This window comes from Mesobacillus thioparans (assembly GCF_965138835.1).
In the GTDB taxonomy this organism is placed as follows: Bacteria; Bacillota; Bacilli; order Bacillales; family Cytobacillaceae; genus Mesobacillus; species Mesobacillus thioparans.
On record NZ_CBCSFH010000010.1, the window covers coordinates 119,695 to 132,811 of the forward strand.

At 44.2% G+C, this 13,117-nt stretch carries 13 protein-coding genes and 2 pseudogenes; 5 read left to right on the forward strand and 10 right to left on the reverse strand.

Annotated elements, in window-relative coordinates:
* Positions 1-60: 60 nt before the first annotated feature.
* The 3 genes from ACNAZ4_RS16490 (at position 61) to ACNAZ4_RS16500 (ending at position 1,487) form a co-directional block, all read left to right on the forward strand.
* Positions 61-213 carry a hypothetical protein gene (locus tag ACNAZ4_RS16490; RefSeq protein ID WP_415816062.1) on the forward strand — a complete coding sequence of 51 codons (153 nt, stop codon included), beginning with the start codon at positions 61-63 and terminating at the stop codon, positions 211-213.
* Positions 214-303: 90 nt separating this feature from the next.
* On the forward strand, positions 304-969 hold the full coding sequence (locus ACNAZ4_RS16495; RefSeq protein WP_415816064.1) for an SIMPL domain-containing protein: 666 nt from the start codon (positions 304-306) through the stop codon (positions 967-969).
* Positions 970-1,124: 155 nt separating this feature from the next.
* Positions 1,125-1,487, forward strand: a complete 363-nt coding sequence (locus ACNAZ4_RS16500; RefSeq protein WP_415816066.1) for a rhodanese-like domain-containing protein — start codon at positions 1,125-1,127, stop codon at positions 1,485-1,487.
* Positions 1,488-1,796: 309 nt separating this feature from the next.
* Here ACNAZ4_RS16500 and efp read toward each other — a convergent pair whose 3' ends face one another.
* From efp to ACNAZ4_RS16520, 4 genes are all read right to left on the reverse strand, one after another.
* Positions 1,797-2,354 carry an elongation factor P gene (gene efp, locus ACNAZ4_RS16505; protein ID WP_415816068.1) on the reverse strand — a complete coding sequence of 186 codons (558 nt, stop codon included), beginning with the start codon at positions 2,352-2,354 and terminating at the stop codon, positions 1,797-1,799.
* A gap of 21 nt (positions 2,355-2,375) precedes the next feature.
* Entirely contained in the window at positions 2,376-3,437 is a 1,062-nt protein-coding gene (locus ACNAZ4_RS16510) for a M24 family metallopeptidase (protein ID WP_415816070.1), read from the reverse strand.
* Between the two features lie 3 nt (positions 3,438-3,440).
* Positions 3,441-3,890 (reverse strand): type II 3-dehydroquinate dehydratase, encoded by a 450-nt coding sequence (aroQ, locus tag ACNAZ4_RS16515; RefSeq protein ID WP_415816072.1) that lies wholly within the window; start codon positions 3,888-3,890, stop codon positions 3,441-3,443.
* A 79-nt stretch (positions 3,891-3,969) separates the two neighbouring features.
* The gene (locus ACNAZ4_RS16520; protein WP_415816074.1) at positions 3,970-4,485 is read right to left on the reverse strand and encodes a YqhR family membrane protein; all 516 of its coding nucleotides are present in this window, start codon (positions 4,483-4,485) and stop codon (positions 3,970-3,972) included.
* 310 nt (positions 4,486-4,795) lie between these two features.
* Between ACNAZ4_RS16520 and ACNAZ4_RS16525 the strand changes: the two genes are divergently transcribed.
* On the forward strand, positions 4,796-5,161 hold the full coding sequence (locus ACNAZ4_RS16525) for an SA1362 family protein (protein ID WP_415816076.1): 366 nt from the start codon (positions 4,796-4,798) through the stop codon (positions 5,159-5,161).
* Positions 5,162-5,189: 28 nt separating this feature from the next.
* On the opposite strand, the gene ACNAZ4_RS16530 is transcribed toward ACNAZ4_RS16525, so the two are convergent.
* From ACNAZ4_RS16530 to ACNAZ4_RS16555, 6 genes and pseudogenes are all read right to left on the reverse strand, one after another.
* Positions 5,190-6,074, reverse strand: a complete 885-nt coding sequence (locus ACNAZ4_RS16530; protein ID WP_415816078.1) for a patatin-like phospholipase family protein — start codon at positions 6,072-6,074, stop codon at positions 5,190-5,192.
* Between the two features lie 157 nt (positions 6,075-6,231).
* Positions 6,232-7,257: a spore photoproduct lyase gene (gene splB / locus ACNAZ4_RS16535; protein ID WP_415816174.1), complete on the reverse strand. Its 1,026-nt coding sequence runs from the start codon at positions 7,255-7,257 to the stop codon at positions 6,232-6,234.
* Between the two features lie 120 nt (positions 7,258-7,377).
* On the reverse strand, positions 7,378-8,388 hold the full coding sequence (locus ACNAZ4_RS16540; protein WP_415816080.1) for a DUF1646 family protein: 1,011 nt from the start codon (positions 8,386-8,388) through the stop codon (positions 7,378-7,380).
* A gap of 154 nt (positions 8,389-8,542) precedes the next feature.
* A pseudogene (locus ACNAZ4_RS16545) lies at positions 8,543-9,661 on the reverse strand (vitamin B12-dependent ribonucleotide reductase); the annotation flags it as partial.
* A gap of 251 nt (positions 9,662-9,912) precedes the next feature.
* Positions 9,913-11,352, reverse strand: a pseudogene (locus ACNAZ4_RS16550) (vitamin B12-dependent ribonucleotide reductase); the annotation flags it as partial.
* 356 nt (positions 11,353-11,708) lie between these two features.
* Positions 11,709-12,545: a lipoate--protein ligase family protein gene (locus tag ACNAZ4_RS16555; RefSeq protein WP_415816082.1), complete on the reverse strand. Its 837-nt coding sequence runs from the start codon at positions 12,543-12,545 to the stop codon at positions 11,709-11,711.
* Between the two features lie 232 nt (positions 12,546-12,777).
* Here ACNAZ4_RS16555 and ACNAZ4_RS16560 point away from each other — a divergent pair, with 232 nt between their 5' ends.
* A complete protein-coding gene (locus ACNAZ4_RS16560; RefSeq protein WP_215038121.1) occupies positions 12,778-13,098 on the forward strand; it encodes a rhodanese-like domain-containing protein in 321 nt (106 codons plus the stop codon).
* The last annotated feature ends 19 nt before the right edge of the window (positions 13,099-13,117 follow it).

Here is a 13,117-nt window from a genome sequence, read left to right on the forward strand (position 1 = left end):
AAAAGAAAAAATAAATTCAGTTTTCAATGAAAAGACTAGTACTGAAAGGAGTTGATAATCATGAATGAAGATCACCAGAAGTTCCAGAAAGCCCAGAAAGCGGACCGCGCTGTATACCTTGGCGGAGGAAGGAGTCCAAAGGAATCGCCCAAGACAGATCCCAAATATAACAATAAGGACGATAGGGACAAAGCACCTGGGGCCGGCGAATAATTGCATTCACAGCAAGGTCCTTACCCGTTATTTGTTTTTCTTTTCTTACATAGATATGGATAAGAGAAAACAAATATGGAGGGATGATGGATGGTTAATGGAAAATATGGCACCACCCCTGTCCACAATGCTGGCAACAATAAAAAAATCACCGTAAGCGGTGAAGGTATAGTCTATGCAGCACCAAACAGGGCAACAGCTTCATTGGGGGTTCGGACGGAAAATCCAAACCTCCAGGCCGCCCAGGCAGAGAATGCCCAAAAATCCAATTTGATGTTAAGGTCGATACAAAACCTGGGCATTGCAAAGGATGATATAAAAACAGCGGATTTCCGGATCGACCCCATCTATACCTATGAGGAGGGCAAGCAGATATTTCAGGGATACCGTGTCACACATCTGTATACCGTCACCATCAGGAACCTTGCCCAGGCTGGAACGGTCATTGATACAGCCGTTGCCAATGGTGCGAATGAGGTAATGAACATCCAATTCTCAGTCGCAGAGCCACAGGCTTTATATAGCCAGGCACTTTCAATGGCAGTGATCGATTCCTACAACAAAGCACAAACAGTCGCTCGGACATTGGGAATCCAGACTTCCATCTCCCCTCTCTCCATTACCGAGGAAACCCAGAAAGGCCCGCCAGGCCCATTCCTGGTTGCTTCAATGGATACGGCAAGCGCAAAAGGAACGCCGATAGAACCAGGCAAACTAGAAATCAAAGCAACCGTGACGGGAACGTATATTACTTGATAAAAAGCGAAGCCAGGCTGTCTGCCTGGCTTCTGCATTGCTTAACACTTGACTGGGGATCACTAAAATCAGGAAAAGTCTGTCACAATTTGTCTATTTCCAATTTTTGATTTTTAAGTTAAAATACCTCTATAAGTATATCTAGGAGGTTCATCATGAAGAAATTAATCGCAGCATTCCTGTTCGTCTTGTTCATCACCGGCTGTTCAGGAGATTCTTATACGGATGTTTCAGTCGATAAAGCGAAAGAATTGATTGATAGCGGAGAGGTTCAGGTCCTGGATGTCCGTACACCTGATGAGTTCGCTGCTGGCCATATCCCAGGCGCAAAGTTAATTCCGCTGCAAGTCATCGAAAGCATGCTGTCAGAGCTTGACAAAGATGAAAAGTATCTGGTCGTATGCCGCAGCGGCAACCGCTCAACTGAGGCTAGCGGCATTTTGGCGGATAAAGGATTTAAGAATATCTACAATATGACCGGCGGATTGAATGAGTGGAAGTTTGATCTTGAACAATAATCCAAAAAGCATCTCGTTAAATTAACGAGATGCTTTTATTATTCTCCGGAAAGAACAAAAAGCGCAAGCGCCTTGTTCAGCCCCGACAAGCGTTGGAGGGCCTGCCAGTGAAGTCGTTCTTGACTTCATTGGCAGGACCGAAACGTCTCGAGGAGTTAGGAGCCGCAGCTAGCCAAGCGTCTCGAGGGGCTAGGCGCTGGAGCTGGATTGAGACTCCCGTATGTAGTTATCCAGACAAAAATACTTTTATAATTTCCTAAAAAACGAAAAAAGGAACCTGCTGGCAAAATGCAGCAGATTCCTGAAAAATTATGCACGAGATACATAAGATGAATCTGTTGTGTTGATGATGAGTCTGTCACCCTGGTTGATGAAGAATGGAACCTGTACTGTAAGGCCGGTTTCCAATGTCGCAGACTTGGTACCGCCAGAAGAAGTGTCACCTTTGATACCAGGTTCTGTTTCTGTCACTTCGAGTTCAACAGAGTTCGGAAGCTCGACACCAAGAGTTTCGTGCCCGAATTGCATGATATGGACTTCCATGTTTTCCTTAAGGAATTTCAACTCATATTCAATAGAAGCGCCTGGCAATTCTATTTGCTCGTAAGACTCATTGTCCATGAATACGTGCTGGTCGCCGCTTGCATACAGGTACTGCATTTTGCGGTTCTCGATTTGTGCTTTCGCTACTTTCTCACCTGCGCGGAAAGTCTTTTCCTGGATTGCTCCAGTACGAAGGTTACGAAGTTTTGAGCGAACAAACGCTGCGCCTTTCCCTGGCTTTACGTGTTGGAAATCAAGTACACGCCAGATGCCATTGTCCACTTCGATTGTCAAACCTGTGCGGAAATCGTTAACTGAAATCATTATTTGTCCTCCTAATGTGTCCTATAGTATGATGAGTTCTTTCGTAGAATGTGTCAGTGACTCATTATGGTCAAGGGTAATCACCGTATCATCTTCAATCCTTACTCCACCAAGGCCAGCAATGTAAATTCCCGGCTCGACCGTCACCACCATACCTGTTTCAAGGACGGTGTCTGAGCGGAATGAAAGTCCAGGACCCTCATGTACCTCGAGGCCAATTCCATGACCTGTAGAATGGCCAAAATACTCGCCATATCCTTTTTCCGTGATCAAGTTCCTTGTCAAAGCATCCGCTTCCTTGCCTGTCATGCCAGGTTTGATGCCTGCCATACCGCGAAGCTGAGCTTCAAGCACGATATCATAGATTTCCTTCAGCTTATCAGAAGGATTCCCTATTGCTACTGTACGGGTGATATCCGATACATACCCATTATAATATGCCCCATAATCCAGGGTAACAAAGTCACCTGTTTCAATCACCTTGTCACTTGCTACTCCGTGCGGAAGAGCCGAACGATAGCCAGAAGCTACAATGATATCGAATGATGATGAAGTCGCCCCTTGCTTTCTCATAAAGAATTCAAGTTCATTCGATACTTCAAGCTCTGTCTTTCCAGGACGGATAAACTCAAGTATATGTGTAAACGCAGCATCTGCGATGGCTGCTGCTTCCTTTAATATCTTAATCTCTGAATCAGTCTTAATCAAGCGTAACTTTTCAATTTCACCTGATACCGGCACTAATTCTGCTTCCACGCCTTTATCAAAGGTTTTGTATGCTGAGTATGTAACATGATTTTCTTCAAATCCAAGCTTCTTGATCCCCAGCTTTTTAGCCTGCTCGGCCACCTCATCCTGGATCAATCCTTTGTGCAGGACGACTTCATATCCTTCACATTGCTTCGCCGCCTGCTCTGTATATCTGAAATCGGTGATGAATAAAGCTTTATCGGCACTGATCAGCACCATTCCGGCCGAACCAGTGAAACCCGTCATATACCTGCGATTGTAATCACTAGTAACGAGCATTCCATCAATTCCGAGCCTTTGAAAGCTATCGCGTAATTTTTGAATTTTTTCCATAACCTATTCCTCCTCTTTTCCTTCTTCTCTTTTGAATGCATCAAGCGCCAGTTCATAGCCAAGAAGCCCCAGGCCTGCAATCTGCCCCTTTGATACAGGAGCAACCACCGATTTGTGCCTGAATTCTTCCCTCTTGTATACGTTTGAAATATGTACTTCGATAACCGGACAGGCAATTCCTGCTATCGCATCCCTGATGGCATAGCTATAGTGAGTAAATGCACCAGGATTAAAAATGATACCGTCTATACCAGTGTCCTCTGCCTCATGAAGTTTGTCAATCAGTTCCCCTTCATGGTTGGACTGAAAACAGACAACCTCCATCTGCATCTCAGTACCCAGCTGGATCATCCGTTCTTCCAAATCCTTCAAAGTCCTGACACCGTATATTCCGGGTTCTCTTTTCCCAAGGCGATTCAAGTTCGGTCCATTGAGCATAAGTATTTTTTTCATATTCAGGCTCCCGTAAAAAAAGAATGTTCAATAAGAACATTCTATCATAACTATTTTTGCTAAAACTACTTTCAGCCGCTCAGGAGGTAATCTCCTGCCGATTTTTTTCCTTGTTGCGATTCTCATTTTCCTCATAAGATATGGAATAACCGACAAACACACCATATAGAACATAGAAGCAGAGCGAAGTGACCAAGGTATTCTTAGACAAGTCCCAGAATGGTTTGATGCCGGGGAAAATCGGATTGAGGACATAAAATACAAGAAAAAACAGCGCAATCCCAAATGCTGCACCGGCCCAGATGGTATTCAGTTTCCTCATTGCGGCATAATAGACCATCGCTGCTCCTGCTGAAAAAATGCCGATCGCTATGATTGATATGACGGTCCCAAGCCACTGCTGTTTCCATTCCCCCAACGCCCAGGGTTCCAGGATCACATTTGGACGGATTTCGGTGAAATTGAAGATATAGGCCAGATAAGCAAGCGCGCTCCAAAAAATCCCGCCGAACAACCCGGTAATTATGCTCATCGTAATGAAGGACATCGGTTTTTCCCTTTGATTCTGTTCTAGGTCGCCATGATTTTCTGCCATTTGTTGCACCTCCGGTTATAGTATGTCCCTGTTGTGCAAATGAATTGCATTTCTGGAAAAAATGTTGCGGAGGCTTGTTCTCCATATAGAGGTTTTTGCGTGTTTTTAGTAAAATGGAATTAACAGAAATCTTTCTCGTCTGTAAGTCCGTATGCCATGAAATTGGAAATCTTTCGTTTAAGTCGCTTTTAAAAAGGAAAAAGTAGCAGGAGAAGAGTATATTATCGAAGAATTTGTATAAAGTAATCCATGGTAAGTTTAAAAGCTTGTGAAATTGCTCATGATGCTAGTAGGGAGGTGGCTTTCTTCGATGAATCGAACTTTTAAGTATATTTTTTCAGGGCTGATTGTCCTTGCAATCTTTGGGTTCGCCTTTAAGTTGTTTACCGATCCTGTAAGTATTCTTGTTATGTTGGCAACAATCGCATTGGTTGGTGCCGCAATATATTTCATCGTTACCCGCCTGTCGGGAACAAGTGCGGGCAGGGAGCAAAAACGTGCTTTCCAGAAGGCAGCAAAGCGGTCCAAGAAACGCTTTCAGGCAAAAGAAGCAAATGCTTCCTCTAAGCGTTCAAAAATAAAATCCCTCGCTTCGGCTCGGAAAAAGAAGGACGCTTCGCACTTAACAGTCATAGAGGGTAAAAAAGGCAGGAAAAAAAATCGGGCTTCCTTCTAAAGCTCGATTTTTTTGTTTTTTTCAGAAATCAGTAACCCCAAGATTTGAAGAATTTCTCCGCATTGCTCTTTCCCAATTCGATCAATTCTTGTTTTTTCTCATATGACAGCTGGAATTCAGTTGTCAAATTGCCCTCGGTAGGAATGAATATGATATTTTTTTCATGCTTTCGCGAAATGTACCTGGCGTCATGGGCATCCTTCATCGTCTCAAATAATGCTTCAAACATCTGCAAGGCATTTTTTATGTGATTCGTTGGCTGCTGGATCATGTTTTGACTTAACTTGACGCCAAGTACAGGACGAACTTTCTTCACATTCTCCTGGTCAAACAGCCACATCGGAAAATTGCTCAGCACTCCGCCATCCACAACAATATTGGCACCGACCCGATCCCTTAGTTTTACCGGTTCAAAAAAGAATGGAAGACTGCAGCTCATCCTGATGGCCCTTGCAACTGGGAATGTCCTTGGATCAACACCATACCTCGGAAGATCATCCGGCAGGATCAGCAATCTGCCATTTGTCAGATCCGAGGCGATGATCCTTAATGCATCAGGGGCCAGGTCCCCGAAGGTGCGAAGCCCCCTGGCAGCCAGTACATCAGCTATCCAGCATTCTAATTCGTCTCCTTTATAGAGCCCGAGCCGCCAGTATACAAAAAGCCACCTTGTCAATGCTGATGGGAAGAACGTTTTCCTTGAGTCGAGAAATTTTTTCAGATCAAGATTATCCAGGATGCCAGCCATCTCTGTACTGGTGTAGCCAGCGGCTAGCAGGCCGGCAATCAGCGACCCTGCACTGGTCCCTGCTACCCTTTTGAAGCGGAACCCCCGTTCCTCAATCGCAGCACAGGCACCCACCAACGCCAATCCTTTGATGCCTCCGCCGGAAAAAACGCCGTCAATATACATATGAGCCACTCCCGTCGATGTAATCCCATCTTTACATCTTTAAGCGCTTCATTTGTAAAATAGTACGGCGTACAAGTAGAAAATTTCGGTTCAAGAGCACAATGGAATTAAACAATTTTCCCTAAGCTAGGATGTGTACAGGAAAAGGCAATGCTTCTTAAGTGAAATATTGTATTTCTGCTTCCGGAAAAAATGAATGGATATATCCACGGATCGTTTCTTCAAGGTCCTTTGCTTCATCCTTCTGGTAGACGTACTTACCAATGCCGTAACGCCCCCATTTGTATTTCCGCTTCTCTTCATCCATTTCAAGCTTCGATTTAGGATAACGCTTCTGGATGACATTTTTCGCCGGCTTTGTGAAACGGTGCTGAATCAGCTCAAAGCTTAGCCCTGTCAGGTCGATTCCTTCGAGTGAATGGCTCAGCCTTTCAAACAATTCCTGGTAACCTTCCCTCCAGCCTTCATGGATATAGATTGGCGCAACGATAAAGCCAAGCGGGTATCCTGCCTGTGCGACTTTCCTTGCCGCCTCGAGCCTCTCATCAAAGGAAGATGTTCCTGGTTCAAAATTCTTGATCACATAACGGGCATTGACGCTGAACCGGAATCTTGTTTTTCCGTTATGCTTTGCATTTAGCAAATGGTCAACATGGTGGTATTTCGTGACAAAGCGCAATTGCCCATATTCCGACTCCCCGAAAAATTCGATTGTTTTCTTCAAAGCATGGGTTAAATGGTCAATTCCAACGATATCCGATGTACACGCAGCTTCAAACCTGGTGATTTCCGGCTTTCTCTCGTCCATGTATTTTTGTGCCTGGTCGAAAATTTCATCGAGGTTCACATAGGTACGGATATAAGGCTTGCTGCCAAGTGTCGTCTGCAGATAACAATAATGGCAATGCCCCATGCACCCTGTAGCAAGCGGGATAGCGTATTCAGCGGACGGTTTTGAGGTATCGAATTTCAGCGTTTTCCTCACGCCTACAACCAATGTCGATTTGGCATTCCTGTACTGCTGCAGTTCATTGTCGCCAGGGATATTTCGCACCTGATTGTGCGAAGTCGTCTCCCTGATCTCCATTCCCATTTTCTCGAACTTCTCTTTTAATTCCCGCCCAAGCGGATATTCCAATGCCCTCGGTTCGATATAAACAAGCTGTGGTACAAAAGCTTTCATCATCAATTCCTCATTTCATTCCATATGTCAGTAATGTTAGTATGGGCAGAAATGAAAAAAGAGGATGAAAAAAATATTTCCATCCTCTTGGATCATATTGATTACTGTACGGTCAACCAGTTAGTAAATAAACAGGATAATATAATAAAGGAACATTGTCACCATACCGACTGGAATCCCGAATGCTGCCCATTCCTTGCTGGTTATATTTAGTTTTCCTGCAGCGATAATATTCGGGATATTCCCCGGAATCAGCATGCCCCCGCTAATTACTAGGCCAAGCAAAACCGCCCGGATTGTTCCTGAATCCATTGCAGGACTAATTTCTGCAGCAGCGAGGGTAGCATTATCCAGGATCGCAGATATCATATTAATCCAATATAACAGCGCTGGAGAAAGACCTATAACATATGTTTTGATAAGTGGCTCAAATCCATGTCCAAGAAATGTAAGGCCCATTACGAATAGATAGATTTTAACAGACCGAACAGCTATTTCCTCGTACGTCTCTGGACGGGAGGCAGACTCCAAAGCGTTTTTTCCCCGCATGGGTCTTACAAGGATGGTGGACATCACGCCAAAAATAATCAATGCTGGAAAAACTTCTTTCCCTATCAACTCCAGTAAATAAAAGAAATCCTTGTCCAATCTGCTGATTGTGATTGTGGCTAATGGCTCACCAATCGGTGTCAAGGCAGCACCAAGTCCGATCGAGAAGCAAGCCAGTACGGTAAAACGAACTTCAGATTTCCGATCGAGCGGAAGAACCTTTATAATCATAACCAGTATAATAGCAGCAATGATGGCAGTAATAATACTAGATGCCAGTCCAAGAAAAACAACCGTCAAACCGAAAAACAATCTAGGAGACAGTAATCTGCTTCCCCATAGGATCGATTTTTCCAATTCCGCCTTAAACCATTTGGCAAGCAAACCAGCTGCTAATACCGAAACCGTGATATTGACAGGGTCAGTCACCGCTTTTTCAATGAGCTGCCGATCCATGACGCCACTGATAGTTGCTGCAGCAAGGCCCATGGTAAATAAAAACAACTCCAAATTATGTTCAATGGTTTTTATGGAAAAAGGCAAAAATAAAACCAACAGCAAAATAATAATTAACCCAATCATCGCTTCCCCTGTCCTTTTTTCTGCTTCTTTTACTATATAATAGGAGCAATCCTAATATTTAGAACATGTTGTTTTTTGGCTCATGGTAAGGGGATGGGATTTCAATCATAGAAATAGCCACGGCCTGGGCCGTGGCTATACTATTGATTCTATATTATAAACCACACTTTAATTGCGCATTACAGTTTGTGCAAGTATTGCAGCCGCCGATTTCCTTCACTTCGCCTTTGCGGCATACCGGACATGTGTTGCCGACTTCTGAGCCGATTGTTACGTTAGTAGAACGCAATTCACTGATCGTGTCGACAAGGACAACATGCTGCTTTTGTTTTTCTTTCTTTTCGACTTCATCGTCCATTGAGTTTTCTTCTGCTTTAAGCGTCAATACCTGAGAATCACGGGAGCCGTCAACATAAACGGTTCCGCCCTTCGCTCCGCCTTTATAAAGACGCTCATATACCTTTTCCACCTGCTCAACGCTGTAACCTTTCGGTGCGTTGACCGTCTTGCTGATCGAGCTGTCGATCCAGCGCTGGATGACACACTGCACATCAGCATGAGCTTCAGGCGCCAATTCCATCGCAGATACGAACCAGTTCGGGAGATTCTCAGGATCTGCCTCTGGATTACGGTCAAGGTATTCCTGGACGATATCCGCCTTCACCTCGATGAACTTACCCAGGCGGCCGCTTCTGAAGTATGAGAAGCTGAAGTATGGCTCAAGGCCGGTACTAACCCCAACCATTGTCCCAGTTGATCCCGTCGGAGCCACAGTCAGCAAGTGCGAGTTACGAATCCCATTTTCAAAGATGGACTCGCGAATATCTTCAGGCATTTTCTTCATGAAACCAGTGTTTGTGAATGCCTTACGAAGTCTGTTTGTTTCTTCTTCTGTTCCGCCCTGAAGGAATGGGAAGCTTCCTTTTTCCTTCCCAAGTTCAACAGATGCACGGTAAGCTGATGTCGCAATTGTCTCAAAAACCTTATCGACAAGCTGGTTTCCTTCTTCAGAGCCGTATTCTGTTTCACAGTAGATCAGAAGATCGTGCAGTCCCATTACTCCAAGACCAACACGGCGTTCACCCAATGCTTGTCTCTTATTATCTTCAAGGAAATATGGAGTCGCATCGATGACATTGTCCTGCATGCGCACACCCACTTCAACAGTACGCTTCAATTTTTCAAAGTTAACTGTTTTTGTTTCCTTGTCCGCCATTTCTGCAAGGTTAACAGCAGCGAGGTTGCAGACAGAGTTTGGTGCGAGAGGCTGTTCCATTTGTTATCCTAAAGGCTTTTTATCCCTTAGTTCTAACGGTTCGGTTTTCCCGTTAGTTCAGCATATCTTTTCAATGCATTCTCAGCATTGTTGCGGCCTCGTGGATGGATTATATTCTGCTCGTGCAGGTTCACCATCTATGCGTTGCCCCTGACCTTGTTTTTACCCAAGGCCTTCGGTTCGGATTCCCATCACAGGGTTCCCGCTTTATTCCGCAATTTTTAACGTGAGGCAAACTAAGCTGCTCTACCACACGGGTTCGTCGCTACAACCTTCTGTCCATATGCCTGTGCGTTCGTCATGTCGTTGGCATTGTCGATGAAGAAAATGCCAGGCTCCGCAGAGTACGTCGCACAGATATTGACCAGGTTCCATAGTTCTTTGGCTTTGATTTTTCTATAGGTACGGACTTTATAGCCAAGCTTTTCCCACTCGCGCACGTCCCCTACTTTATGCCACTCTTCATTATAAATTTTCATCGTCTCAGCATCGTAGCTTTCTACATCCGGGAAGCGAAGTTCATAGTCTGCATCGTTGTCGACAGCATCCATGAAATCTTTTGTCAATGTAACTGAGATATTAGCACCAGTTAAGAACTCTGAGTTATGGACTGTATATGTTCCGCCTGTTTCAAGCTTTTCTTCAGCGGATTTGATGATTTCCGCGCTGAATCCACCATAACCCGGGATCGTTTTATAGTTCACGATTCCCTGGTACATTGCTTCTTCCTGAAGTGTCAGCGGCGTGAATTTTAGTTTTTCCTTTGCCATTTTCTTGATTGACTCATCGTTTGTGTTTTCAATCAAGAAGCGAAGAATCCTCGGATTTTGCATTTTTGAAATGATGAATTCCACAATGTCAGGATGCCAGTCAGAAAGCATAATCATTTGTGCGCCCCTTCTGGACCCGCCCTGCTCGACTAGATGTGTAAGCTTTGCGATGTCATCAAGCCACGAAACCGATCCGGATGATTTTCCGTTTACGCCTCTGGCCAGTGTGTTGCGCGGTCTTAAAGTTGATCCGTTCGTTCCCACTCCGCCGCCGCGGCTCATGATTTCCATGACCTGCTTACGATGTTCGGAGATGCCTTCGCGGGAATCCTTTACGAAAGGCATTACATAACAGTTGAAGTAGGTAACGTCTGTGTCTGCGCCTGCTCCGTAAAGGACACGCCCAGCAGGAATGAAGTTCATTGATACTAGTTCCTGATAGAACTTTTCAAACCATTCCTGGCGCTTCTCTTCTGTTTTTTCAACAGCTGCCAGCCCTGTCGCATTCCGCTTGGCGATTTGCTCGTAGAATACTTCCAGCGGCTTTTCGATCACATCCAGGGATCGTTTGATAACGCCAGTGGCTGATTCTTCAGGATCATCGAGCACTCCGCGAAACTCCTCTTCTACAAGAACCTTCGCTGTCTTGTTCTCCCAATCAATATCTTGTATGAATCCAAGTCCGCGTGCCGGGAATTTTGGATCTTCCTTAATGGTGAGGACAACAAAATCTCCATTTGAGAGCGTGATTTTTTCTGTGTCTTTAAAAGTATAGCGGTCCAGCATGACAAGCCGGGAGACGCCTTTGTGGGTAAGTTTCATATCAGGTGTGATCGGGTGAACCTGCGGGAACAACTTGATATCCTTGTTCAGACCTTCTACATTCAGGCTCATTTTTTGTCCAGTAGTAACAGACATTTCTACAACTCCTTCAAAGGTTTTAAATCTATTTCGTCAAAGGTAATACTAGAAGTATGTAATTCTAGCTGCTTTTTTGAATTACCCTTACGTTATCACATCGAAACATCAAAAATCAATATATAGTGTATTTTTTATTTTCGACAATACTATATATGGTGTTAAGGTCAAAAGAACTTGATTTTGTCAAACACGAAAACTACTAAAAAAGAGAGATAAAAAGAGAGAAAGACAGATTTTTTCACTTAAACGATAAAAAACAACAAATTTCGAGGGTTGCACTTTTTTCATTCTCCGAAACCATTAGAAAATACTGGATAAAAGCAAAAAAAGCGGATAAGCCGCTTTTTAAAACTTTACCTTTTAAAATTCCAATCATCGGATTCATACTTATTTTTGGCCAGTGTGTTTACATATTCCAGCTCTTCTTCACTTAAGGTGTATGGCTCCAAAATAATTCCCAGTCCGTCCTCGAAACCTTCCTTGAATGCATTTTTTGCTTCTTCAAGTTCAATCTTCCGGCTGCTGATCTCATTGATTGCTACTGCCTTGGTCTTGAAGGCTCGCTGCATTCTTTCTTTGACTCTGTCATTCGGATACTTGAACAAGCTGAAAAGTTTATCCTCATCCAAATCCAGCAGTATCGAACCATGCTGTAGGATAACACCTTTCTGCCGGGTCTGGGCACTTCCGGCAACCTTCCGCCCCTCGACAACCAGCTCATACCAGCTTGGTGCATCAAAACAGACCGCCGAGCGCGGGTTCTTAAGGGCATCCTTTTCGGCTGATGTTTTTGGCACGGCAAAATAAGCTTCCAGTCCAAGCTTCTGGAACCCCTGTAAAATCCCTTCTGAAATGACGCGATACGCCTCAGTGACTGTTTTTGGCATTTCAGGATGGTCTTCTGTAACGATGACGCTATACGTGAGTTCATGTTCATGCAGGACTCCCCTGCCCCCAGTAGGCCTTCTCACAAAACCCAGACCATGCTTCTCTACAGCTTCCATATCGATCTCGCGCTCAATCCTCTGGAAATAGCCAACTGAAAGGGTCGCCGGGTTCCAACCATAGAAGCGTACGACAGGCGGAATTTTTCCGGCCCCATGCCAATCGAGCAACGCTTCATCAAGTGCCATATTGAATGACGGTGAATTGTCTCCTGAATCAATAAATCTCCATACCTCTTTTTCCATTGCATTACCCCATTTAAAATTGTTCAAAGCTACGATTTTTTTAGTCTAACAAAATAATTTTCAAAAGCAAAGCAGCTTGTTTGAAAGAATTTTGTTAAATTCCTTTGCTCTTAGGCAGGAAGGCTTATATAATTAAAAGTGGCTCAGCTAAGCTTGAAAGGAGAAATATGTTTTGGATACACTTATTTTTTTAATCGTCCTGACAGTTGCGGTGATTCTTTACTCTGTGTTTATGTATTTCCGCCAGAAGAAAATCCTAAAGACTTTGACAGAGGAAGAATTCAAAGCAGGGTATCGTAAAGCGCAGCTCATTGATGTCCGCGAACCAAATGAATTTGCCAACGGACATATTCTTGGCGCAAGAAACATCCCGCTTACCCAGCTAAAAGCACGTCTGAAGGAAGTCAGACCGGACAAGCCAGTCTATCTTTATTGCCAGAGCGGATCCCGCAGCGGCCGTGCTGCACAGCTGCTTCATAAAAAAGGCTATAAAGATCTATCCCATCTTGAAGGCGGCTTCAAAAAATGGGGCGGCAAAATCAAAGCTAAATAATCTATACTACGATAAAATT

Bases quoted from the DNA above. Each gene is read 5' to 3' on its own strand.
- ACNAZ4_RS16490 (WP_415816062.1), top strand. From the start codon at position 61: ATGAATGAAGATCACCAGAAGTTCCAGAAAGCCCAGAAAGCGGACCGC.
- ACNAZ4_RS16540 (WP_415816080.1), bottom strand. From the start codon at position 8,388: ATGATTGGGTTAATTATTATTTTGCTGTTGGTTTTATTTTTGCCTTTT.
- ACNAZ4_RS16555 (WP_415816082.1), bottom strand. From the start codon at position 12,545: ATGGAAAAAGAGGTATGGAGATTTATTGATTCAGGAGACAATTCACCG.
- ACNAZ4_RS16560 (WP_215038121.1), top strand. From the start codon at position 12,778: ATGTATTTCCGCCAGAAGAAAATCCTAAAGACTTTGACAGAGGAAGAA.
- ACNAZ4_RS16495 (WP_415816064.1), top strand. From the start codon at position 304: ATGGTTAATGGAAAATATGGCACCACCCCTGTCCACAATGCTGGCAAC.
- ACNAZ4_RS16525 (WP_415816076.1), top strand. From the start codon at position 4,796: ATGAATCGAACTTTTAAGTATATTTTTTCAGGGCTGATTGTCCTTGCA.
- aroQ (WP_415816072.1), bottom strand. From the start codon at position 3,890: ATGAAAAAAATACTTATGCTCAATGGACCGAACTTGAATCGCCTTGGG.
- ACNAZ4_RS16510 (WP_415816070.1), bottom strand. From the start codon at position 3,437: ATGGAAAAAATTCAAAAATTACGCGATAGCTTTCAAAGGCTCGGAATT.
- splB (WP_415816174.1), bottom strand. From the start codon at position 7,257: ATGAAAGCTTTTGTACCACAGCTTGTTTATATCGAACCGAGGGCATTG.
- ACNAZ4_RS16500 (WP_415816066.1), top strand. From the start codon at position 1,125: ATGAAGAAATTAATCGCAGCATTCCTGTTCGTCTTGTTCATCACCGGC.
- ACNAZ4_RS16520 (WP_415816074.1), bottom strand. From the start codon at position 4,485: ATGGCAGAAAATCATGGCGACCTAGAACAGAATCAAAGGGAAAAACCG.
- efp (WP_415816068.1), bottom strand. From the start codon at position 2,354: ATGATTTCAGTTAACGATTTCCGCACAGGTTTGACAATCGAAGTGGAC.
- ACNAZ4_RS16530 (WP_415816078.1), bottom strand. From the start codon at position 6,074: ATGTATATTGACGGCGTTTTTTCCGGCGGAGGCATCAAAGGATTGGCG.